Annotated in this window: 21 protein-coding genes and 3 pseudogenes; 19 read left to right on the forward strand and 5 right to left on the reverse strand. The window is 72.0% G+C overall.

Annotated elements, in window-relative coordinates; genetic code table 11:
- Nucleotides 1–98 precede the first annotated feature (98 nt).
- Nucleotides 99–1,298, reverse strand: a complete 1,200-nt coding sequence (locus QF027_RS26385) for a pyridoxal phosphate-dependent aminotransferase (protein ID WP_306978529.1) — start codon at nt 1,296–1,298, stop codon at nt 99–101.
- A gap of 130 nt (nt 1,299–1,428) precedes the next feature.
- Between QF027_RS26385 and QF027_RS26390 the strand changes: the two genes are divergently transcribed.
- From QF027_RS26390 to kynU, 11 genes are all read left to right on the forward strand, one after another.
- On the forward strand, nt 1,429–1,728 hold the full coding sequence (locus QF027_RS26390; protein ID WP_306978528.1) for a hypothetical protein: 300 nt from the start codon (nt 1,429–1,431) through the stop codon (nt 1,726–1,728).
- A 425-nt stretch (nt 1,729–2,153) separates the two neighbouring features.
- Complete coding sequence (locus tag QF027_RS26395) at nt 2,154–2,678, forward strand: DUF2617 family protein (protein ID WP_306978527.1); 525 nt, start codon at nt 2,154–2,156, stop codon at nt 2,676–2,678.
- A gap of 88 nt (nt 2,679–2,766) precedes the next feature.
- Nucleotides 2,767–4,407 (forward strand): polyamine aminopropyltransferase, encoded by a 1,641-nt coding sequence (locus QF027_RS26400; RefSeq protein WP_307077490.1) that lies wholly within the window; start codon nt 2,767–2,769, stop codon nt 4,405–4,407.
- A gap of 70 nt (nt 4,408–4,477) precedes the next feature.
- Nucleotides 4,478–5,260 carry an SRPBCC domain-containing protein gene (locus QF027_RS26405; protein ID WP_307077491.1) on the forward strand — a complete coding sequence of 261 codons (783 nt, stop codon included), beginning with the start codon at nt 4,478–4,480 and terminating at the stop codon, nt 5,258–5,260.
- A 13-nt stretch (nt 5,261–5,273) separates the two neighbouring features.
- The gene (locus QF027_RS26410) at nt 5,274–6,065 is read left to right on the forward strand and encodes an aldose epimerase family protein (protein ID WP_307077492.1); all 792 of its coding nucleotides are present in this window, start codon (nt 5,274–5,276) and stop codon (nt 6,063–6,065) included.
- 10 nt (nt 6,066–6,075) lie between these two features.
- Nucleotides 6,076–6,624 carry an orotate phosphoribosyltransferase gene (gene pyrE, locus QF027_RS26415; protein ID WP_307077493.1) on the forward strand — a complete coding sequence of 183 codons (549 nt, stop codon included), beginning with the start codon at nt 6,076–6,078 and terminating at the stop codon, nt 6,622–6,624.
- Between the two features lie 139 nt (nt 6,625–6,763).
- On the forward strand, nt 6,764–7,795 hold the full coding sequence (gene fbaA, locus QF027_RS26420; RefSeq protein ID WP_306978522.1) for a class II fructose-bisphosphate aldolase: 1,032 nt from the start codon (nt 6,764–6,766) through the stop codon (nt 7,793–7,795).
- 66 nt (nt 7,796–7,861) lie between these two features.
- Nucleotides 7,862–9,367 carry an MFS transporter gene (locus QF027_RS26425; protein WP_307077495.1) on the forward strand — a complete coding sequence of 502 codons (1,506 nt, stop codon included), beginning with the start codon at nt 7,862–7,864 and terminating at the stop codon, nt 9,365–9,367.
- A gap of 139 nt (nt 9,368–9,506) precedes the next feature.
- On the forward strand, nt 9,507–9,920 hold the full coding sequence (locus QF027_RS26430) for a DUF3151 domain-containing protein (protein WP_059209036.1): 414 nt from the start codon (nt 9,507–9,509) through the stop codon (nt 9,918–9,920).
- 150 nt (nt 9,921–10,070) lie between these two features.
- Entirely contained in the window at nt 10,071–10,913 is an 843-nt protein-coding gene (locus tag QF027_RS26435) for a tryptophan 2,3-dioxygenase family protein (protein WP_307077497.1), read from the forward strand.
- On the forward strand, nt 10,906–12,123 hold the full coding sequence (gene kynU / locus QF027_RS26440) for a kynureninase (RefSeq protein ID WP_307077499.1): 1,218 nt from the start codon (nt 10,906–10,908) through the stop codon (nt 12,121–12,123). Before QF027_RS26435 ends, kynU begins: the two co-directional genes overlap by 8 nt.
- 33 nt (nt 12,124–12,156) lie before the next feature.
- On the opposite strand, the pseudogene QF027_RS26445 reads toward kynU, so the two are convergent.
- A pseudogene (locus QF027_RS26445) lies at nt 12,157–12,782 on the reverse strand (TetR/AcrR family transcriptional regulator).
- 91 nt (nt 12,783–12,873) lie between these two features.
- On the opposite strand from QF027_RS26445, the gene QF027_RS26450 reads away from it, so the two are divergent.
- The 7 genes from QF027_RS26450 to QF027_RS26480 all read left to right on the forward strand — a co-directional run bounded on the left by QF027_RS26450 (nt 12,874) and on the right by QF027_RS26480 (nt 20,401).
- On the forward strand, nt 12,874–13,797 hold the full coding sequence (locus QF027_RS26450) for an alpha/beta hydrolase (RefSeq protein ID WP_307077501.1): 924 nt from the start codon (nt 12,874–12,876) through the stop codon (nt 13,795–13,797).
- A 274-nt stretch (nt 13,798–14,071) separates the two neighbouring features.
- A complete protein-coding gene (locus QF027_RS26455) occupies nt 14,072–14,986 on the forward strand; it encodes an alpha/beta hydrolase (protein ID WP_373432508.1) in 915 nt (304 codons plus the stop codon).
- On the forward strand, nt 14,979–16,220 hold the full coding sequence (locus tag QF027_RS26460; protein WP_307077511.1) for an acyltransferase family protein: 1,242 nt from the start codon (nt 14,979–14,981) through the stop codon (nt 16,218–16,220). The genes QF027_RS26455 and QF027_RS26460 overlap by 8 nt, the downstream gene beginning before the upstream one ends.
- Nucleotides 16,221–16,230: 10 nt before the next feature.
- Nucleotides 16,231–17,583, forward strand: coding sequence for a sensor histidine kinase (locus QF027_RS26465; protein ID WP_307077512.1), 1,353 nt, complete (start codon nt 16,231–16,233; stop codon nt 17,581–17,583).
- Nucleotides 17,580–18,263, forward strand: a complete 684-nt coding sequence (locus tag QF027_RS26470; protein ID WP_307077513.1) for a response regulator — start codon at nt 17,580–17,582, stop codon at nt 18,261–18,263. The genes QF027_RS26465 and QF027_RS26470 overlap by 4 nt, the downstream gene beginning before the upstream one ends.
- Before the next feature lie 99 nt (nt 18,264–18,362).
- Complete coding sequence (locus QF027_RS26475; RefSeq protein WP_306978504.1) at nt 18,363–19,739, forward strand: sensor histidine kinase; 1,377 nt, start codon at nt 18,363–18,365, stop codon at nt 19,737–19,739.
- Entirely contained in the window at nt 19,736–20,401 is a 666-nt protein-coding gene (locus QF027_RS26480; protein WP_306978502.1) for a response regulator transcription factor, read from the forward strand. The genes QF027_RS26475 and QF027_RS26480 overlap by 4 nt, the downstream gene beginning before the upstream one ends.
- Nucleotides 20,402–20,432: 31 nt before the next feature.
- Here QF027_RS26480 and QF027_RS26485 read toward each other — a convergent pair whose 3' ends face one another.
- The 3 genes and pseudogenes from QF027_RS26485 to QF027_RS26495 all read right to left on the reverse strand — a co-directional run.
- Nucleotides 20,433–21,512, reverse strand: coding sequence for a DNA polymerase III subunit beta family protein (locus QF027_RS26485; RefSeq protein WP_307077514.1), 1,080 nt, complete (start codon nt 21,510–21,512; stop codon nt 20,433–20,435).
- 93 nt (nt 21,513–21,605) lie between these two features.
- Nucleotides 21,606–21,755, reverse strand: coding sequence for a hypothetical protein (locus tag QF027_RS26490; RefSeq protein ID WP_307082787.1), 150 nt, complete (start codon nt 21,753–21,755; stop codon nt 21,606–21,608).
- Nucleotides 21,713–21,811, reverse strand: a pseudogene (locus QF027_RS26495) (ATP-binding protein); the annotation flags it as partial. The pseudogene QF027_RS26495 and the gene QF027_RS26490, both read right to left, overlap by 43 nt.
- Before the next feature lie 126 nt (nt 21,812–21,937).
- Between QF027_RS26495 and QF027_RS26505 the strand changes: the two are divergent.
- Nucleotides 21,938–22,063: pseudogene (locus tag QF027_RS26505) on the forward strand (DUF397 domain-containing protein); the annotation flags it as partial.
- Nucleotides 22,064–22,065: the final 2 nt, after the last annotated feature.

The following is a 22,065-nucleotide window of genomic DNA, read 5'->3' on the forward strand; positions in this document are numbered from 1 at the left end:
AGCAGACCGCCGTACTTCAACGCTCTGACCAGGCAAAACAGCACCCCGTCCGGTACCGATCTCACCCGAACCTCATTCGGGACGAAGAGAGGCGTGAATCAGGACGCGAGGCGTTGCAGGCGGCTGGTGGCCTCGGTGAGAACGTCGTCCCTCTTGCAGAAGGTGAAGCGGACCTGGCTGCGGCCGGCGTTTGGGTCGTCGTAGAAGACGGAGTTGGGGACAGCGACGACGCCGCAGCGTTCGGGCAGCGAGCGGCAGAAAGCGTAGGCGTCCTTCTCGCCGAAGGGGGCGATGTCGGTGGTGATGAAGTAAGTGCCCTGGGGCTGGTAGACCTCGAACCCGGCTGCGCGCAGGCCGTCGCCGAGCAGGTCCCGCTTGCGCTGGAGGTCGGCGCGGAAGCTGTCGAAGTACGTGTCCGGCAGACGCAGCGCCTCGGCGATCGCGTACTGGAAGGGGCCCGCGCTGACGTAGGTCAGGTACTGCTTGGCCGTCCGGACGGCGGCGACGAGCGGGCCGTCCGCCGTGATCCAGCCGACCTTCCAGCCCGTGAACGAGAACGTCTTGCCGGCCGAGCCGATGGTGACCGTGCGCTCCCGCATCCCCGGGAAGGTGGCCAGCGGTAGGTGCTCGGCTTCGTCGAACACCAGGTGCTCGTACACCTCGTCCGTGACCACCAGCAGATCCCGCTCCACGGCCAGTTCGGCGATCGCCGTCAGCTCCTCACGGGTGAGGACGGTGCCGGTGGGGTTGTGCGGGGTGTTGATGAGCAGGAGCCGGGTCCGGTCGGTCACCGCGGCGCGCAGTTCGTCGAGGTCGAGACGGAAGCGGGCGCCCCCCTCGAAGTGCGGCCGCAGGGTGACCGGGACCCTGGTCCCGCCCGCCATCGCGATGCAGGCCGCGTAGGAGTCGTAGTACGGCTCCAGGGCGACGACCTCGTCACCGGGCTCGACCAGGGCGAGCAGCGCGGCGGCGATCGCCTCCGTGGCGCCCGCGGTGACCAGTACCTCGGTGTCCGGGTCGTACGACAGCCCGTACCGCCGCTCCTGATGTGCCGCGATCGCAGTACGCAGCTCCGGGACGCCCGGGCCCGGCGGGTACTGGTTGCCCCGCCCGTCCCGCAGCGCCCGCACGGCCGCCTCCCTGACCTCCTCGGGGCCGTCCGTGTCGGGGAAGCCCTGGCCCAGGTTGATCGATCCGGTCTGCAGGGCCAGGGCGGACATCTCGGCGAAGATCGTCGTCCCGAACTCGGCGAGACGGCGGTTGAGCAGGGGGCGCGCACTGGAGGTCATGCCGCTCATCCTGCGCCCAAGCTCTGGAGTTCCTCAACTCTGCTTTGGCCCGTGAGACAGAGGGGCATCTCCAGCTCACGCAACCGGCGAGGCGCCCACGGGGGGTCGCTTCGGGGGGGTAACGGAAGGAGGGTGAGCCATGGTCATCGGCATCATCCTGGCGGTGTTCGCGGTCCTGTTCGTAGGGGCCCTGGTGTCCGCCGCGAACAGGAAGAAGAGCGTCAAGCTGGTCAAGCCTGTCAAGGAGCCCCGCGGCGGGCGGTCCCGGGCGCACCGGGACAGCTGGTGGGCCGGCGGCGCGACGGGCGCCGGCTCGTCCTGCGGTTCGTCGAGCGGCGACTCCGGTGGGCACTCCGGTGGTCACTCCTGCGGCGGTGGGTCGTCCTGTGGTGGCGGGTCGTCCTGCGGCGGCGGGGGCGGATGCGGGGGAGGCGGCTGACACGGGGCAGCTGAGCTCCGGCAGGGGGAACCGCATCCGAAACCGGGGGAGCGGGGGAACGCGGGGGCGTGGGTCCGGACCTGGGTCGGGACGCACGCCCCCGCTTGTCGCATTGACGCACGCCCCCGCTTGTCGCTTCTTCACTCCGGTGCTCCGGCGCACGTTCCGGCCGCCGTGGCGCACGCCGTAGTTGAACAGATGAGCTGGAGAGCCCACGGAGGGATGGAAACCCCACGAAGTTGGGTAAAAACGCTGTGGTGGCCCCACTGTTCATGATTCCCTCTAAATCACCAACGCAGCCCCTCGGACGTCCTACGGACCCGTCCTGACCTCCCGACTGGGCTGACCGGGCCGATCCCCCCACAGTCGCCCGGATGTGCCGGACCCCACTCCACCCTTTCTTTGCGTGCTAGCGGAGCCGATCCATGCTCACGACCCTGAACACCTCGTACACCGACACGCGCGCGGCCGACCTCGCCTGGGCCCTGGGGCGCGAGCCGCTTCCCGCCCTGGCCACGCTCGATCTCGAAATCGGCGCGGCAAAGCTTCAGTTGAGACTCCTCGGCGCGTCCCACCAAGTACTCCTGGAGGAGGATCGGGGCACCTGTTCGGAGACGGTGGCCTGCATCCCCGGCGGCAGTACGCCGCTGCCCCTGGGCGTGGCCAAGCGGGTGGGGGACTGGGAGTACGAGTTCGCCGCACGCGTCGAGGTGCTGTCGCCGGGTCAGTTCGCCGGGCGGGCCCAGGAGTTGCTGGCACTGGTGTCCGACCATCCGAACGGGCTCGCGGGGGTTTTTCCGGGTAGCCCGCACGCGTTCACGGCGCTGCTGGCCCAGCGGTACGACGGGCAGGTGCACTGGCGCACCTGGCACGCGTACCCGCAGGACGGGCAGTTGGTGGCCACGCGGACGCGGGTCGGGGTCCGGGCCCGGGTCGGGACGTCGGGCTGAGCCACGCAAACCCCTGTTTCCCGTTTGCTCCTCAGTTCCACACGTGTGGGTGACGAAGCGTGCCACATCAGTGACGTACGGTCGCAACGTGATCGAGCCGCATGCCCCCGCCCCGCCCGGCGCTCCGCCGTCCTGGGCCGGGCCTGCGCGGCTGCCCGTCCGCCCCGGCACGGGCCGCTTCCTCGTCCTCGCCTGTGTCTTCGTCTGTGCGGCCTGCGGACTGGTGTACGAACTCGAACTGGTCGCTCTCGCCTCGTACCTGATCGGCGACTCGGTCACCCAGGCCTCCGTGGTGCTGTCCGTCATGGTCTTCGCGATGGGCATCGGCTCCCTCGTCGCCAAGCGGCTGCGCCGGCACGCGGCGGCGGCCTTCGGCGCACTCGAGGCGCTGCTCGCGCTGGTCGGCGGGTGCAGCGCGATGGCGCTGTACGCCGTCTTCGCGTGGACCGGCGACTGGGGCGGACTGTGGGCGAGCGGTCCGCGCTGGCTCCTGGTCGCCTTCTCCCTCGCCATCGGTCTGCTCATCGGCGCCGAAGTCCCCTTGCTGATGGAGCTGGTCCAGCGCATCCGCCGCCAGGACGCGGGCGGCGCCGTGGCCGACCTGTTCGCGGCGGACTACGTCGGCGCGCTGGTCGGCGGCCTGGCCTTCCCCTTCCTCCTGCTGCCGCTGCTGGGCCAGTTGACCGGCGCGATGCTCACCGGCGCGGTCAACGCGGTCGCGGGCGGTGCCCTGGTCCTCGGCCTGTTCCGCCGCGACCTGACCCGCCGGGCCGGCTGGCTGCTGCTGGCCGCCAACCTCGCCGTGCTCGGTGTCCTCGCCACCGCCGCCGTCCTCGTCGACGACTTCGAGCGGGCCGCGCGAGAGGCGGTCTACGGCGACGACGTGCGCGTCGCCCTCCAGACCGGCATCCAGGAGGTCGTCCTCACCGGCGGCACCGACGGCCGCCCCCTCGGCCTCTACCTCGACGGCCGCCTGAGGGTCAGCGGCCGTGACGAGCGCCGCTACCACGAGGCCCTCGTCACCCCCGTGATGGACGGCAGCCACGGGCGCGTGCTCGTCCTCGGCGGCGGCGACGGCCTCGCCGCCCGCGAGGTGCTGAGGTACCCGGACGTACGGCGGGTCGACATCGTCGAGATCGACCCCGCGGTGGTGGACCTGGCCCGCCGCGACCCGGCGCTGTCCCGGCTCAACGGCCACGTGTACGGCGACGCGCGCGTGCGGGTGACCACCGCGGACGCGTTCCCCCGGCTGCGGACGGCGGCGCCCGAGCCGTCGTACGACGTGGTGATCGCCGATCTGCCCGACCCCGGCATCACCGCGAGCACCAAGCTGTACTCGGAGGAGTTCTACGGCCTGGTCCGCCGTGTCCTGGCCCCCGAGGGCCGTCTCGTCGTGCACGCGGGGCCGGTCTCCTCCCGGCCCCGGGTCTTCTGGACGGTGGAGTCGACGATGCGTGCGGCGGGTCTGCACACCACCCCCTACCGCGTCGGCGGCCGCGACTCCGGCTTCGCCGCGGGCCCCGACCGCACGGCCGGCGCCTCCCGCGCACCGCGCGACTGGGGCTTCGTGCTCGCCTCACCGGGAGCACACCCGGCACTGGGCCCGGGCGTTTGGGGGCCGAGACCGGCGACCCTGACGCGGGAGTCCCTGGGGGCGGCGCGGCGGGCGGCGGAGGCGACCCGGATCGTAGGGCTGCCGGCGTCGACATTGGTGCATCCGCGCTACTGAGACCGAAGGGCGCGGTCACTTTCCATCAACGCGGGCGCATGACCGTCCCCCCTGGGTAGGCTCGGCAACCATGGAGCATGAGGTGTTCGTTCCGGTTACGGTCGAGCGGCTGAGCGAAGCCCTGGGGGATCCCGCCAGGGTCGCCCGGGCGGTTCCCGGGCTCCAGCAGGACGCCGGCGCGGACCCCGTCGCCGGGCGCCTGAAGGTGCGGGTCGGCAGCCACTCCATCACCTACCGCGGCGCGGTACGCGTCACCGGCCGGGACGACGGCTCGTACGCCGTCGAGGGCGACGCCACCGAGACCCGCGGCACCGGCTCGGTCACCCTCGCCCTCACTCTCCGCCTGCGCGACACGGAGGGCGGCACGACCCTGACCTTCGACGGCACGGCCACGGCGGACGGCCGCGTCACGGAACTCCCGCAGGACGCGGTGGGTGCCGCCGTCGTACGGCTGCTGAACCGTTTCGCGGAGGCCCTGGGCGAGACGGAGGAGGAACCGGAGCAGCCGCAGGCGAAGTCGGAACAGCCGGCGGACACACCGGAGCAGCCGGAGCAGCCGGAGCGGCAGGAGACATCGCAAGCCGTGGAGACTCCCGAGGAGTCCCCGGCGCCCCCCGTCGACGACTTCACGGAACCCGCCAACCCCCCGGCCGAAGCGGCCCACGCCCGTCGCACGATGATCGGCCGCAGCGCGGAGGAGGTCGACCACGCACCGCCGCGGGGCCGCTACGCCCCCGTCCCGGCCCCTCAGACAGTGGCCTCGGGAGCGGCCCTCCGCTGGGCGGCCCCGGCAGCGGCAGTGGTCCTGGCATCGGCGATCGTGGTGACCCGGGTACTGAGAAAACGCCGTTGAGTAGTGTCGTCCCGTGAGCCAAGAAGACATCACACTGACCGCGGGCGACGCGGAAGTGACCTTGCAGCCGGGAAACGGTGGACGGGTCGGGGGACTGCGGGTCGGAGGCGTCGAACTGCTGCGGCAGGGAGAGCGCTTCGGGTGCTTCCCGATGGTCCCCTGGTGCGGCCGCATCCGGGACGGACGGTTCCGTGACGGCGCCGACGTCCACCAGATGCCGCTCAACTCCCCACCGCACGCCATCCACGGCACGGCCCGCGACGGCGCCTGGAGCATCGCCCGCACCACCAACGACGAGGCCGTCCTCACGTACGACCTCGTCAAGCCCTGGCCCTACGCGGGCCGCGTCACCCAGATCGCGGCGCTCACGCCGGACGCCCTGACGCTCACGATGTCCGTGGAGACGTACGACTCCTCCTTCCCGGCCCAGATCGGCTGGCACCCCTGGTTCAACCGTGTCCTCGACGGCGGCGAGCCGGTCCGGCTCGACTTCACCGCTGCCTGGCAGGAGGAGCGCGGCGACGACCACCTGCCCACCGGCAACCGCGTCGAGCCGAAGCCGAGCCCCTGGGACGACTGCTTCGGCATGCCCGGCGGCGTCGACGTCACGCTCACCTGGCCCGGGCAGCTGGAGCTGAAGGTCGCCAGCCGCGAGGAATGGGTCGTGGTGTACGACGAGCAGGAGGCCGCCGTCTGCGTGGAGCCGCAGACCGGGCCGCCCAACGGCCTGAACACGCTGCCGCGCCTGGTCACGCCCCTGGAGCCGCTGGAGGCCTCGACGACCTGGAGCTGGCGCCGCCTCTAAGCTGACAGGCATGACTGACGCACGCGCCGCCCTGAAGCAGCAGATCCTCGACAAGGCCGTGGTGCACGGCAAGGTGACCCTGTCGTCCGGCCTGGAGGCCGACTACTACGTCGACCTTCGCCTGGTGACCCTCGACGGCGAGGCCGCTCCCCTGGTCGGACAGGTGCTGCTCGACCTGACCGCCGACCTGGAGTTCGACGCGGTCGGCGGTCTGACGATGGGCGCGGACCCGGTCGGCACGGCCATGCTGCACGCCGCCGCCGCGCGCGGGCGCAGGCTCGACGCCTTCGTCGTACGGAAGGCGGCGAAGGCGCACGGTATGCAGAAGCGGGTGGAGGGGCCGGACATCGCGGGGCGCCGGGTCCTGGTCGTCGAGGACACCTCCACCACCGGGAACTCCCCGCTCGAAGCGGTCGCGGCCGTGCGCGAGGCGGGCGCCGAGGTCGTCGCCGTCGCCACGATCGTCGACCGGGCCACCGGCGCCGCCGAGAAGATCGAGCAGGGCGCGGGAGTGCCGTACCGCTTCGCGTACTCGAAGGACGAGCTGGACCTGGACTGACCGCGGACCGGTCGCGGGATGGACCATCCGGCCAAGTCTGGAAAGATGAGGCCGACGATGACGTCGAACCCCCACACAAGGTCTAGGTCAGGGCCGTAAGCACGCAGTACGCCAACCCGCAGATACAAGGAGCGGACAGATGCCCATCGCAACCCCCGAGGTCTACAACGAGATGCTCGACCGGGCGAAGGCAGGCAAGTTCGCCTACCCGGCCATCAACGTGACCTCGACCCAGACCCTGCACGCTGCGCTGCGCGGCTTCGCTGAGGCCGAGAGCGACGGCATCATCCAGATCTCGACCGGTGGTGCCGAGTTCCTGGGCGGCCAGTACAGCAAGGAGATGGTCACGGGTTCCGTGGCCCTCGCCGAGTTCGCGCACATCGTCGCCGAGAAGTACCCGGTCACCGTCGCGCTGCACACCGACCACTGCCCCAAGGACAAGCTCGACGGGTACGTACGCCCGCTGCTTGCCGTGTCCGAGGAGCGCGTGAAGGCCGGCGGCAACCCGCTGTTCCAGTCGCACATGTGGGACGGCTCGGCGGAGACCCTCGCCGACAACCTCTCCATCGCCCAGGAGCTCCTGGAGCGCGCCCGCGCCGCCAAGATCATCCTCGAGGTCGAGATCACCCCGACCGGCGGCGAGGAGGACGGTGTCTCGCACGAGATCAACGACTCCCTCTACACGACGGTCGACGACGCGATCCGTACGGCCGAGGCGCTCGGGCTCGGTGAGAAGGGGCGCTACCTGCTGGCCGCCTCCTTCGGCAACGTCCACGGTGTGTACAAGCCGGGCAACGTCGTCCTCCGCCCCGACCTGCTGAAGCAGCTGAACGACGGCGTGGCCGCCAAGTTCGGCAAGCCGGCCGGGTCCCAGCCGTTCGACTTCGTCTTCCACGGCGGCTCCGGCTCCACGGAGGAGGAGATCCGCACCGCGCTGGAGAACGGCGTCGTCAAGATGAACATCGACACCGACACGCAGTACGCCTTCACGCGTCCGGTCGCCGACCACATGTTCCGCAACTACGACGGCGTCCTGAAGGTCGACGGCGAGGTCGGCTCCAAGAAGACCTACGACCCGCGCACCTGGGGCAAGCTGGCCGAGGCGTCGATGGCCGCCCGGGTCGTCGAGGCGACGCAGAACCTGCGCTCCGCGGGCACGAAGATCAAGTAAGGCTCTGCACGGCTGTTTACGGTGAGCCCGGTGCCACGGCACCGGGCTCGCTGTATACCTGGGGTCATGCCCGACGTCCGGCTGGCCTCGCCGCAAGGCAAGTGGATCCTGCTCACCACCGTCCTCGGCTCCAGCATGGCGCTGCTGGACTCGACCGTCGTCAACGTCGCCCTGCCGCGCATCGGCCGCGACCTGGACACCGACCTGGCCGCCCTCCAGTGGACGGTCAACGCGTACATGCTGACGCTGGCCGGGCTGATCCTGCTCGGCGGCTCCCTCGGGGACCGGTACGGCCGCCGCAAGGTCTTCGTCGTCGGGGTGGTGTGGTTCGCGGCCGCCTCCCTGCTGTGCGGCCTCGCTCCGAACGCGGGCGTCCTCGTCGCCGCCCGGGCCCTCCAGGGAGTGGGCGGCGCCCTGCTCACACCGGGTTCGCTGGCGTTGATCCAGGCCTCCTTCCATCCCGACGACCGGGGCCGGGCCGTCGGCCTGTGGTCCGGGTTCGGCGGTGTCGGCGCGGCCGTCGGCCCGTTCGTGGGCGGCTGGCTGGTGGACGGCCCGGGCTGGCGCTGGGTGTTCCTGCTCAACGTCCCGCTGGCCCTGGTGTGCGCGCCGATCGCCGTACGGCATGTGCCGGAGTCGGATGGGGGCACCTCCCGCTCGAGGGGAGCCGAGAGCGGGGGAGGACGGGCCGGCCACGGCCGGTTCGACGTGCTCGGCGCGGTCCTGGGCGCGCTGGCGCTCGCGCTGGTGACGTACGCGCTGATCGAGGCGCGTTCCGGGTCCCTGTTGGTCGCCTTTACGGCGGTCGCGGGTGTGGCCGCCGGAGTGGCCTTCGTCGCCGTCGAGAAGCGCCGTCCCGACCCGATGATGCCGCTCGGGATCTTCGCGTCCCGGCAGTTCACCGCGGTCAACCTGGTGACCCTGTGCGTGTACGCGGCCTTCGGCGGGTTCTTCTTCCTGGGCGCCGTCCAGCTCCAGGTGGTGGTCGGTTACTCAGCCCTCCAGGCCGGTACGGCCCTGCTGCCGACGACCGTCCTGATGCTGCTGTTCTCCGCCCGCTCGGGCGCCCTGGCCGACCGCATCGGGCCGCGTATCCCGCTCACCGTCGGACCGCTGCTGTGCGCCGCCGGGATGCTGCTGATGCTGCGGGTCGGCCCGGACGCCTCGTACCTGGCCGACGTCCTGCCCGCGCTGCTGGTCCTGGGCACCGGCATGGTCACGCTGGTGGCCCCGCTGACGGCGACCGTGCTGGGCTCGGTGGACGCCTCGCGGGCCGGGCTGGCCAGCGGCATCAACAACGCGGCCGCCCGGGCGGCGGGCCTGATCGCGGTGGCCGCGCTGCCGCTGGTCACGGGGATGGGGGAGGAGGCGTACCGGTCGCCCACGGCGTTCGACAGTGCGTTCGGGCGGGCGATGACGGTGTGCGCGGGGGTGCTGGTGGTGGGGGCGGTGGTGGCCTTCGCGACGGTACGGTCGCTGCCGGCGGGGTGTCGGAAGCCGGAGTGCCGGACGCATGGAGCCGTGCTGGCACCGCCGCTGGAGGGGGAGCGGGCTCGCGCGCGACTCTCGTAGGTCGTCTGCGGGCCGGTGGGGGCTGGTCGCGCAGTTCCCCGTGCCCCTGAAAGCGGTGATGCGGCTCCGCGTCGTGGGCGCGACCGGCCACAACGCACCCGCAGACGAAACACTGCCTTCCGCGAGGGAGACTGGACCCATGTCGATTCACGAGAACCTCCTCGGGGGCCCGCCCCCGACCCACCTCCCCGACGACCCGGAGCCCCGTGAGCTCCTGGCGAACGGCACCGCGCCGGCGGATGTCGCCGCGAAGTACCCGACCTCCTCGCTGGCCTGGGCCCAGCTGGCCGACGAGGCGTTCGAGCGGGGCAGCGTCGTCGAGTCGTACGCCTATGCCCGTACGGGCTACCACCGCGGCCTGGACGCGCTGCGCCGCAACGGCTGGAAGGGCCATGGACCGGTCCCGTGGGAGCACGAGCCGAACCGCGGCTTCCTGCGCGCCCTGCACGGCCTCGCCCGTGCCGCCGGTGCCATCGGTGAGCAGGCCGAGTACGAGCGCTGCTCGCAGTTCCTGAAGGACTCCTCGCTCACGGCGGCCGAGACGCTGGGCTGATCCGTCACCGCTTTCCGGGCCCGCCTGATGTGACCAGGCGGGCCTTGCCTTTTCCACAGACCATGGAAGAGGATGCCCGGCGGGGACCGGGGCCCCGTGTCGGTAACGGCAGGGCGGACCGCTACCCGGAGTACACAACAGGAGACAGCGATGTCGTCCCATGAGGCTCATGAAGCGCAGGAGCCGGAGACCCCGCATCTCGACTTCCAAGGCACGACGCCGTACGAGGACTACGTCAAGGCGGACGTGCTCACCCACCTCCAGCAAACCCTCTCCGACGATCCCGGAGAGATGGTCTTCCTGGTCACGACCCAGGTCATGGAGCTGTGGTTCACCGTCATCGTGCACGAGTGGGAGACCGCGGCGGGTGCGCTGCGCTCCGACGACGTGCCCACGGCCGTTGCCGCGCTGAAGCGTTCCGTACGGGAGCTGGAGGCGCTGAACGCCTCCTGGAAGCCGCTCGGCCAGCTGACGCCCGCGCAGTTCAACTCCTACCGCTCGGCGCTCGGCGAGGGCTCCGGCTTCCAGTCGGCGATGTACCGCCGCATGGAGTTCCTGCTGGGCGACAAGTCCGCGTCCATGCTCGTCCCGCACCGGGGCGCACCGCGTGTCCACGCCGAGCTGGAGAAGGCGCTGCACGAGCCGAGCCTGTACGACGAGGTGCTGCGGCTGCTCGCGCGGCGCGGGTACGCGATCCCTTCCGCCGTCCTGGACCGGGACGTCTCGCGCCGGTACGAGCCGTCGGAGGAGGTCGAGGCCGCCTGGACGGCCCTCTACTCCGGCCCCGAGAACGACGAACTGGCCCGCCTGGGCGAGGCGTTGACCGATGTCGCCGAGCTGGTGTGGCGCTGGCGCAACGACCATCTCGTCGCCACCCGGCGCGCGATGGGCGCCAAGGCCGGCACGGGCGGCTCCGCCGGGGTGGCCTGGCTGGAGAAGCGCGCGCAGAAGAACGTGTTCCCGGAGCTGTGGACGGCCCGGTCCCATGTCTGAACTCACTTTCAAGGCGCAGGAGTGGGACGCGGGTGACGAACTGGCGGGCGTGCGCTCCCGGTTCGTGCTCGATGACGTGGTGTACCTCGACGGGAACTCACTGGGCGCGCTCCCGGCCGCCGTCCCGGGACGGGTCGAGGACGTCGTACGCCGTCAGTGGGGGTCGCTCAGGATCCGGTCCTGGGACGAGAGCGGCTGGTGGACCGCGCCCGAGCGGATCGGCGACCGGATCGCCCCGCTGGTCGGGGCGGCGGCCGGGCAGATCGTGGTCGGCGACTCGACAAGTGTCAACGTCTTCAAGGCACTTGTGGGAGCCGTGCGGCTCGCGGGCGGACCGGACTCCGGCCGTGACGAGGTGATCGTGGACGAGAGCACCTTCCCCACGGACGGCTACATCGCCGAGTCCGCGGCCCGGATGACGGGCTGCACCCTGCGGGCGGTGACCCCGGCGGAGGTGCCGGGCGTGCTGAGCGGCCGTACGGCGGCCGTCCTGCTCAACCACGTCGACTACCGCACCGGGCGCCTGCACGACCTGCCCGGGCTCACCGCCGCCGTGCACGCGGCGGGCGCGATCGCCGTCTGGGACCTGTGCCACAGCGCGGGCGCCCTGCCGGTCGGTCTCGACGCGCACGGCGTCGACCTCGCGGTCGGCTGCACCTACAAGTACCTGAACGGCGGCCCGGGTTCACCGGCGTACCTCTATGTGCGCCGCGAGCTCCAGGACCGCTTCGACTCCCCTCTGCCGGGCTGGACCTCGCACGCCGACCCCTTCGGCATGAGCCCGTCCTACGCCCCCGCCGAGGGCGCGCTGCGGGGCCGCGTGGGCACGCCCGACATCCTCTCCATGCTCGCCCTGGAGGCCGCCCTCGAGGTCTGGGACGGGGTGTCGGTCGAGGCGGTGCGCGCCAAGTCCCTCGCCCTGACGGACTTCTTCCTGGAGTGCGTCGCGTCGTACGTCGACGATGGCCGCGTCGAGTGTGTGACCCCCCTGGCCCACCGGGAGCGGGGCAGCCAGGTCGCGCTGCGCTGCGAGGACGCGGGCGAGGTGATGAAGCGCCTCATCGAGCGGGGTGTGGTGGGCGACTTCCGGCACCCGGACGTGCTGCGGTTCGGGTTCACGCCGTTGTACGTCGGGTTCGCGGACGTGGAGCGGGCGGCGCGGGTGCTGGGGGAGACACTCGATGCGGGTGGGCGCGGCTTCTCCGGCTGACCGGCTTCTCCGGCTCACCGGCGTCTCCTGGCGTCAGGCCGGGGTGACGTACACCCCGGCTTTTCGCGGCCGCTACCGCCGCGTCCGCCGCGCGTGCGGCGGCGGCCGGGCCGGGGGCCGTTCCGGTGATGAGGAGGGCGTGGCGGAGGGGGACCGAGAGCGCCCGTACGACGCTCGCCGGGTCCGTGCCGACCCGGAGCTCCCCGCGCGCGACGCCCCCCGCCACGTACGCGGCCCACTCGGCGACCCGTACGTCGTGGAAGTGCCGCAGCGCCTCGGCCGTACGGTCGTCGCAGGCCGCCGCGGCGATGAGCGCGCGGAACAAGGCGCCCTGCCGGGGATCGGCGAGTGTCCGCCGGACCTGGGAGGCGTTGGCGCGCAGGTCGTCCCGGACCGAGCCGGTGCGGGTGCGCGGCAGCGACTGTGCGGCCATGTCGGTGAGCAGGTCGGCCCACCAGCGCGGTGACCGTCCCCCACCGCCGGTACACGGTCGTCTTGCCGACCTGCGCGCGCCGGGCGACCTCCGCGAGATCGACGCGGTCGAACCCCTGCTCGGCGAGCACGTCTTCCGCCGCCCGGCGCACGGCCGTACGGACACGCGCGGTATGCCCTCCGGGACGGACGGTGCCCGGTTCGGCACCCGTGTCCGCGCACGTCATCGGCCTGATAGCGTCCCGGCCAACGGCCGGATTCTCTTCCAGGATGCTTTCACGGTCCGTCAAATCCGTTTCATCGCTGAGAGGTTGGAGCATGCCGGACGACGCCGCATCCCGTGCCGCCGCAGAAGCCCGTGCCGCGGCCGAGGAGGAGTCGGCCTTCTCGCACGCGGCGGTCGACCCCGACGCCACCGCGGTGTACGGCGACGATCCCGACCAGGTGATCGACTTCTACGCCCCGCGCGAGGCTCTGTCTCCCGGGGGCGGCCTCGCGCCGTTGATCGTCGTCCTGCACGGCGGGGCGTGGCGGGCGCCGTACGACCGGCGCCATGTGACTCCGTTCGCGGACTTCCTGGCGCGGCGGGGGTTCGCGGTGGCCAACGTGGAATACCGGCGGGGCGGGGTGTCCGTTCCGGGGCAGGGCGCTGCCGGCGGGGCGGGTGACGTCGGCCCCGTCGCCGGGCGTTGGCCCGAGACCTTCGACGACGTGGCCGCCGCGATGGACGCGCTTCCCGCGCTCGTACGGGAGTTCCTGCCGCAGGCCGATCCGCGCCGCATGGTGGTCACCGGTCACTCCGCGGGCGGTCACCTCGCGTTGTGGGCCGCGGCCCGGCACCTCCTGCCGGACGACGCCGCCTGGCGCACCGACCGCCCCGCCCCCTTCCGCGGGGTTGTCGCACTGGCCCCGATCGCCGACTTCACGGTCGCCGAGAAGCTGGACGTGTGCGGCGGGGCCTGCCGTCAACTCCTGGGCGGGGAAGAGGTGTTCACCGCGCGCGTGCCGTACGCCGACCCCGCCCTGCTGCTTCCCACGGGCATCGCGACCACACTCGTCCAGGGCCGCGCCGACACGGTCGTCCCGCAGGCGGTCGCCGAGGCGTACGCGGACGCGGCGGCCAAGGCGGGCGAGGTGGTGGGCCTGACGCTGCTGGAGGACGTCGGCCACTTCCCGCTGATCGACCCGGCGGCGGACGCGTGCGCGGTGGTGGCGGAGGAGATCGCGCAGTTGGCGTGGTGACGTCGGTTCCCGGCCCCTGTCCTTCCCTTCCCGGTGATACCCGTAATACCTGAGAGCTATGACCCCAAAGAGCTCCCTGGCGTGACGCGGACGACAGCCTCTGCTCCGTAACTTCCCTTCCAGACAAGCCCGATGGCCGGGCGGACGGGAAGGGACGAGGACTGTGGGGAGCAGCTGGAGGGGTGGGCGCGAGGGCCGCGCTGACGCGCGGCGGCACAGGGGGGACGACCGGCGCTCCCACAGATGGCGCCGGGTGCTCCTCGCCACCCTCGTCATGGTCGCGGTGGTGGCCCCCCTCTCCGCGGCCGCCCGCCCGGAAATCCCCGCCCCGTCCCCGGCCACCCTCCCGGAGCTCACCGCCACCACCCTCGACAGGACCTACGCGGCCAACACCGCCAACGCGGCAGAGGCGGCCCGCATGGCCGCAGCCCACGGCGACACCCACCGCGCCGAGGCGGACCGCGAGATGGCCGCACCCGGCCGGCATCTGCTCACCTTCGACGGCCGGGGCCCGGGAAGGGCGACAGAGGTCTTCGGCGACCTCGCCCGCGCCGACCACGTGGCCGTCCTGGTGCCCGGCTCCGACACCTCCCTGGACACCTACGACCGCTTCCGTGCGGCGGCGGCGGCCCTGCAGCGGCAACTCACCGGCACCGCCCCCCACGGAACCCGGACCGCGGTGGTCGCCTGGCTCGGCTACCGCACCCCGGACACGGTCAGCACCACGGTCCTGACCACGGACAGGGCGGACGAAGCGGCCCCCCACCTGCGCGCGTTCATACGCCGACTCCAGGGCGTCGTCGGCCGCCCCACCACCGTCTCCCTCGTCTGCCACTCGTACGGCACGGTCGTCTGCGCCAGGGCCGCGAGCCACCTGGACATCGACGCCCTCGCACTGGTCGGCAGCCCCGGCACCGGCGCGGACACCGCCGCGGCCCTGCACACCCCCGCCCGGATCTGGGCGGCCCGGGGCAAGGACGACTGGGTCGGCGAGGTCCCCCATGTGAGGACCGACCTCTTCGGCGTCACCGTCGGCTTCGGCACCGACCCGGTCTCCCCGGCCTTCGGCGCCCACGTCTTCGCCGCCGGCGAGGGCGGCCACAGCGACTACTTCAGCCCGGGCTCGGCCTCCCTGACCAACCTCGCCCGGATCGTCCTCGGAGACACCGCGGAGGTGACCCGTGCCTGAGACCCACCACACCCGGGGCGGCGTACGCGACGCGATACGCCACGGCACGGACGGCATACGCCGGGCCGCCGACCGGATCGACGCGGCGACACCCCCCGAGCGGGACCGTGCCGTCGACGCCCTGCGCGCCTTCGCGATCCTCGGCGTCGTCCTCGGCCACTGGCTGGTGACGGCCCTGGTCGCCGACGGCGGCACCCTGCACACCGCGAGCCCGTTGCAGCACATGCCCTGGCTGGCCCCGATCTCCTGGGCGTTCCAGACCCTGGCCGTGTTCTTCCTGGTGGGCGGCCATGTGGCGACACGCGGCTACACCTCGGCACGCGCCCGCGGGGCGACGTACGGACAGTGGCTGACCAGCCGTCTGTCGCGGCTCTTCAAGCCGGTGGCCGTCGTCCTCGCCCTGTGGACGGTGGCGGCGGCGGCCCTGCTGCTGACGGGAGCTCAGTTCGAGACGGTCCGCACGCTGGTCAGACTCGCCCTGTCCCCGATGTGGTTCCTCCTGGTCTTCAGCGCTCTGACGGCGGCGACCCCGCTGCTGCTGCGGCTCCACCCGCTGTGGCCGCTGGCCGTCGTCCTGCACGTGGACATCGTGCGCTTCGGGCTCGGCGGCCCGGACTGGCTCGGCTGGGTGAACCTGGCGGCCGGCTGGCTGGTGCCGTACACCCTGGGCGCCGCGTGGACGCGGGGCGAGCTGGAGGGGCGGCGCTCCGGATGGCTGCTGTTCGGGGCTGGTGCGGTGGTGACCGCGGTGCTCGTCGGGTGGGCGGGGTATCCGGCGTCGATGGTCGGGGTGCCGGGTGCCTCCGTCTCCAACCTGAACCCGCCGACGCTGGCCGCCGTCACCTTCGGACTGGCCCAGTGCGGCCTCGCCCTGCTGCTGCGCGACCGGTTGCGCAGCGGCATGCGACGTCCTCCGGTCTGGGCAGCCGTGGCGCTCGTCAACCTCTCCGCGATGACGATCTTCCTCTGGCATCAGACAGCGCTGATGGCCACCACGGCCACCGGCCTCGTCGCGGGCCGGCTGCCCGGTCTGCACACCGCCCCCGACGGACTGGGCTGGGTGGCGGCCCGGCTGGCCTGGATCCCGGTGTTCGTCCTCGCTCTGGCGGTCTGCCGGTCGGCCTTCCGGTCCTTCGAGCAGGGGCCGCGCAGGGCCGGCGGCCGTCCGTCACGGGTGATCCGTGTCCACCGACGTACGGAGTCGGCCGCAACGAAGGAGGCGCGTCGTGCCTAGGGTGGTCGGCGTGAGGGATTCGGGGGTCCAGCAGGTGGTCGTGGGGCGTCTTCTGCGCTGGCTGCGAGTGCTGCGCGCCGACCTGTGCACGCTCCGGGTCGATCCGCTGCCCCCGTCCGTGTGGCTCCGCTGGTTGCCGCACGGTGTGCTGTGCATGGTGGCCTTCGGGGTCACGGTCGGCGCCGTGGCGCAACTCTCGGACAACGGCGGGGTGGGGCTCACACTCGCCTTCGCGATCGGTCTCGCACAGGGTGCCGCCGTCGTGTTCGCGCTGTGGCGGCCGGTCCCGGCGTGGTGGATCTCGACCGTGGCCATGGTGGTCGGTGCCATGGAGGTCCGCCGACAGCTGCTGGCCGGCGGCGCCCACGACTTCACCTGGCCCTGGAGCTCCGCCGGACTCATCGGGCACATGGCCGTGCTGCTGCTGCTCGCCCTGCGGGTGCCCACGCGCGTGGCTGTCGAGGCACTGGCGGTGACCCTGCTTCTCACGTACCTCATCGAGGGCGTGCTGGGTGCGGCCGACTTCCAGCCCACCGGAGTGCTCGCAGTCACCCTGTTCACGGTGGTGGTAGTGCTCGGCACCGCCCTGCGCGGCCGCCGAGAGGCCAGCACGGCGCTCGTCGAGCAGACCACCCTCACCGCGGAGGAGCGGGCCCGCCGCACCCTGCTCGAGGAGCGCAGCCGTATCGCGCGCGAACTGCACGACGTCGTCGCCCACCACATGTCCGTCATCTCGATCCAGGCACAGGTCGCCCCGCACCTCGTCGAGAACCCGTCGGAAGAGCTCCGGGAGAACCTCGACGGCATCCGGCAGAACGCGCTGGAGGCGCTGACCGAACTGCGCCGGGTCCTGGGCGTGCTGCGGGCCGAGCACCCCGAGACGCCGGAGCGGCCCGCAGACCCCGCCACCGGCACCGCGCCGCACGCCCCGCAGCCCACCCTCGACCGGCTCGACGCGCTGGTGGAGAACACCCGGGCGGCCGGAACGGCCGTCGAGGTCGACGTGCGGGGTGCCCGGCGGCCGCTGCCGCCCGGCGTGGACCTGTCGGCGTACCGGATCGTGCAGGAGGCGCTGAGCAACGTCCTGCGACACGCGCCCGGCGCGACCGCCTCCGTCGCGCTCGTCCACTATGTGCACGGCGTGGACGTGCGGGTCGTCAACTCACGGCCCACCCGCAGCGTGCCGTCCTCCCCGGGCGCGGGGCACGGCCTGCTCGGCATGCGGGAGCGGGCCGCGATGCTCGGCGGCACCCTGCGCGCCGGACCCCGGCCCGACGGCGGCTACGAGGTGGCCGCGTATCTTCCGACGGCACCCCCGGGCGCGCCCGACCACGTCACCGACCCGAAGGACACCACCGCATGACGAGCGGCACAAGCAGCCCCATCCGCGTACTCATCGCCGACGACCAGCAGATGGTCCGGCAGGGCTTCAGCGTGCTGCTGGGCGCCCAGCCCGGCATCGAGGTGGTCGGGCAGGCGGTCGACGGACTGGACGCCATCGCCAAGGTCGACGAACTCGTCCCGGACGTCGTCCTGATGGACATCCGCATGCCTGAGCTGGGCGGCATCGAGGCCACCCGCCGCATCACGGGTGAGCGCCCGGAGATCCGGGTCCTGGTGCTGACCACGTTCGACCTCGACGAGTACGTCTACGAGGCGCTGCGGGCCGGTGCCTCCGGGTTCCTGCTGAAGGACGCCTCCGCGGAGCAGCTCGCCGAGGCCGTGCGGGTGGTGGCGGCCGGGGACGCGCTGCTCGCGCCCGGCATCACCCGGCGGCTGATCGCCGAGTTCTCCCGTCTCGACAACCGGCCCCGTGCCCCGCTCAAGAGGCGGGTCGGCGAGCTGACCGAGCGGGAGACGGAGGTCCTCGCGCTGATCGCGCAGGGCCTGTCGAACGCGGAGATCGCCGAGCGGCTGGTCGTGGCCGAGCAGACGGTGAAGACCCACGTGGGCCGCATCCTGGTGAAGCTGGGACTCAGGGACCGTACGCAGGCGGCGGTGTTCGCGTACGAGTCGGGGCTGGTGCGGCCGTCGGGTTACTGATCAGCCGCCCTCCGGTACCCGTAGTACCTGAGAGGGATGCCGAAGGACCCGTCTCGCTGGTGACGACGGGGACCCCCGCCCCCGCCTACCGTTCTGAACGTGACCGATACGACCGAGACGCACATGACACCTCCGCACGGCGGCAGCGGCGGGTACGACGCGTACAAGTTCCGCAGCCCGGAGTTCAGAGCCGCCGTGGACGCCCTGCGTGGCCTGCGGCACGACCTGATCAGTGACGCCTTCGCCTATCGCCCGCTGCCTCCCCGGAGTGCCGGCAAGGGGCTCTCCCGACTGCTGACCGGGCGGCTGCGGGAGTACGCGGTCTGGACACCACACGCGGTGATCACCGCGGCCGGCCTGATCGCGATGCTCATCGGCTCGGACAACAGCGGCCGCGGCGCGGCCACCAATCTCTTCGTCGGCGTGCTCGCCCTGGTCCCGATCCTGCTGACCATGGTGCGGCCGATCATGGCCTTCTGGCTGTCGTTGGCCGCGACCGCGATCGCCTATCCGATGGCTTTCGTCAACTCCTGGCAGCAGGGCTGGCCATGGCTACCGGGCAGCTTCGCCTGCCACCTCGTCGTGCTCACCGTGGTGGCCCTGCGCACCAGGCCGCGCACCGCCGCGTGGATGTGGCTGCTGACCGGGGCCTACGGCCTGATATGGCAGGCAGCCCTCGGCGGCAGTCACTACTACCGCTCCAACACCGTGGAGCTGCTGTTCATCTCAGCGCTGTCCATGCTCGTCGTGAGCGTCTGGCACATACGCCGGAGCGCCGAGCAGACGGTGACCGCCCAGCAGACGGTGACCGAGCACGAACGCTCCCGCCGCACGCTGCTCGAGGAACGCACGACCATCGCCCGCGAGCTGCACGACGTGGTCGCCCACCACATGTCGGTCGTCGCCATCCAGGCGGAGGCCGCGCCCTACCGGGTGGAGAACCCGCCCCCGGAGCTGGAGAAGGCGTTCGCCACCATCCGGGAGAACGCGGTGGCGGCCCTGACCGAGCTGCGCCGGGTCCTCGGAGTGGTCCGCGCCGAGGACTACGAAGCACCGGACGCCCCGCAGCCCACCCTCGCCGACCTCGACGGGCTGATCGACAATGTGCGGGAGGCGGGCCTGAGCGTCGACAAGGCGGTCACCGGAGCGGTGCGCGAACTCCCGCAGGGCGTCGAGCTGTCGGCGTACCGGATCGTCCAGGAGGCACTGAGCAACACCCTGCGCCACGCCCCCGGGGCGAGCGCACGGGTCGAGATCGGATACGTCCTCGGTGGCCTGGGCCTGCGCATAGTCAACGGCCCGCGGCCCGAGCTGTCGCTGCTGAAGCCCTCGTCCGGAGCGGGCCACGGCATCACCGGCATGCGGGAGCGGGTCTCCATGCTGAACGGCGAGATGACGGCGGGTGCCACGGACGAGGGAGGGTACGAGGTGGCGGTGTTCCTCCCGGTGCCGCTCAGGGGCGAGGGTGAGGCATGACGATCCGTGTCCTGGTCGCGGACGACCAGATGATGGTCCGCGAGGGCTTCTCGGTGCTGCTCAACGCGATGCCGGGCATCGAGGTGGTCGGCGAGGCCGTCAACGGCCGCGAGGCGGTCGACCGGGTCCGTGAACTCGCCCCCGACGTGGTCCTGATGGACATCCGGATGCCGGAGCTGAACGGCATCGAGGCGACCAGGGAGATCGTCGCGGCCGACGGCACGGCGAAGGTCCTGGTCCTGACGACCTTCGACCTCGACGAGTACGTCTACCAGGCCCTGCGCGCGGGAGCCTCGGGCTTCCTCCTCAAGGACGCCTCGGCCCGTCAACTCGCCGAGGGGGTGAGGGTGGTGGCCTCCGGCGAGGCACTCCTCGCACCCTCGGTCACCAGGCGCCTGATCACGGAGTTCTCCAAACTCTCCGAGTCCCCCCGCCTCATGACCTCGGCGCACTCGGCCTACGGCGACCTCACCGACCGCGAGACGGAGGTCCTGATCCTGATCGCGCAGGGCCTGTCGAACTCGGAGATGGCCGAGCGGCTGATGGTCGCCGAGTCGACGATCAAGACCCACGTCAGCCGCATCCTGGTGAAGCTGGGCCTCAGGGACCGTACGCAAGCGGCGGTGTTCGCGTACGAGGCGCGACTGGTGACGCCGAGGTAGGGCGGTGTGCGGCTCTCCTGGTGACGTGGTGTCAGTTCTCCAGGCGGACCGGCATCAGGATCGAGAAGCCGCCCTCGTCGTCGGGTCGGCGGATCGCGATCGGCGCCGTGGGGGCTGTGAGCTCCAGGACCAGCCGGTCCCGGGCTCCGGCGGCCAGGGCGTCCAGCAGGAACGCGCGGTTGACCGCGACCCGGTCCGACGCACCGCCGCCGTCGCCGTCACCTTCGGCGCAGACGGTCACCGTGCCGTCGTCTTCCACGCTGAGCACGCTGAGATCATGCGTTCCGGTCTCGTCGCTGCGGACGGGACCCGTCTCCAGGGCCTTCCGGAAGTCCGGGACCTCGACGAGGGCGCGGCGGTCACCGGTCTGGGGGAGGAGACGACGGTAGTCGGGGAAGTCGTGGTCGAGACACCGGCCGGCGGCCTGCCTGTCCCCGGCCTCCAGTGCCACGCGGTCACCGTCGAGCGAGAGCCGGACAGGTTCCCCGCCGTGCAACAGCGCCCGCATCGCGTCGGCGAGCGGGGTGGGCACGATGACCTGCACCCGGCTTCCGTCGTGCCCGGTGATGCCGGCCCGCGCGACAGCCATGCGGTATCGGTCGGTGGCCACGACCTGGAGGTTCTCGCCCTCGATGTCGAACAGGATCCCGCCGAGCATCGGCAGTTCCGGGTCGGTGCTCGCCGCGAAACGGACGGTGTCCAGTGCGGCCGCCAGCTCGGGCGCCGCGATGGTCAGCCGGACGGTGGCGACACGGAGCGAAGTCATGAGGTTCTCCCGTTGATCGAGTAGGGCTCGGAGTGCGGAGAACTCGCTGCGGGCGTCCGACAGCCCCAGTTCCAGGCGGCGCAGGTGCGCCGTGAGCAGTTTCCGGACCAGATCGGTGTCCGTGCCGGACCAACTGGCCAGCACCAGCCGGATGTCCGCCAGCGGCATCCCGGCCCGGCGCACGCGGGCCAGCAGCCGGGCCTCTTCGAGTTGCCCGGGTCCGTACCAGCGATAACCGCTCACCGGATCCACCCAGGCGGGCACGAGCACACCGGCACGGTCGTAGAACCGCAGGGCGCTCACGCCCAGTCCGCTGTCGCGAGCCATCTCGCCAATACTGCGCATGTCGTTCTCCACGCCCTGAACTTTGGGCCCTGCACAAGGTCGAGGGTCAACCCGTTCCGTGCGGACCGCCGGGCGAGGTGACAGCGGAGCTGTTCAGATGCCCGCGCCGTTGGTGGCCGGCAAGAGCTCAGCCAGTTCGGCATCGTCCGGACGGTGGACCGCCTTGGCCGCCTTGCGCAGAACGGCGCGGTCGGGTGGTTCAGCGGTTTCGGTGGCTCGGGTGGCGCGGGGTCCGCGTCCCACGCGCCGAGTCGGAGCGTTCCCGGCGGCGACCAGCGCACGCGTAGGGCGGCGGGGCCCGGGTTCTCGATGATGTACGTCGGTGGCCCGGTGCCCCGGTTGGACACCGGCCTTCGGGACGCTCCCACCGGAGTCGCGTTCATCGACGCGGAGGCTCAGCTGAAACAGCTTCGGAGTCGGGCCCCCGCACAGCCGTCCGCGACTCCAAGGCCCCCGCCCGGGCCACCCTCTCCTTTCCGGCCCCCGCCTTCACCGCCCTCATCGACCACCTGAAAGAACACCCCTGGTCAGAAGCACGCCTCCCGGGCTAGCG

This window comes from Streptomyces canus (assembly GCF_030816965.1).
Taxonomy (GTDB): Bacteria; Actinomycetota; Actinomycetes; order Streptomycetales; family Streptomycetaceae; genus Streptomyces; species Streptomyces canus_E.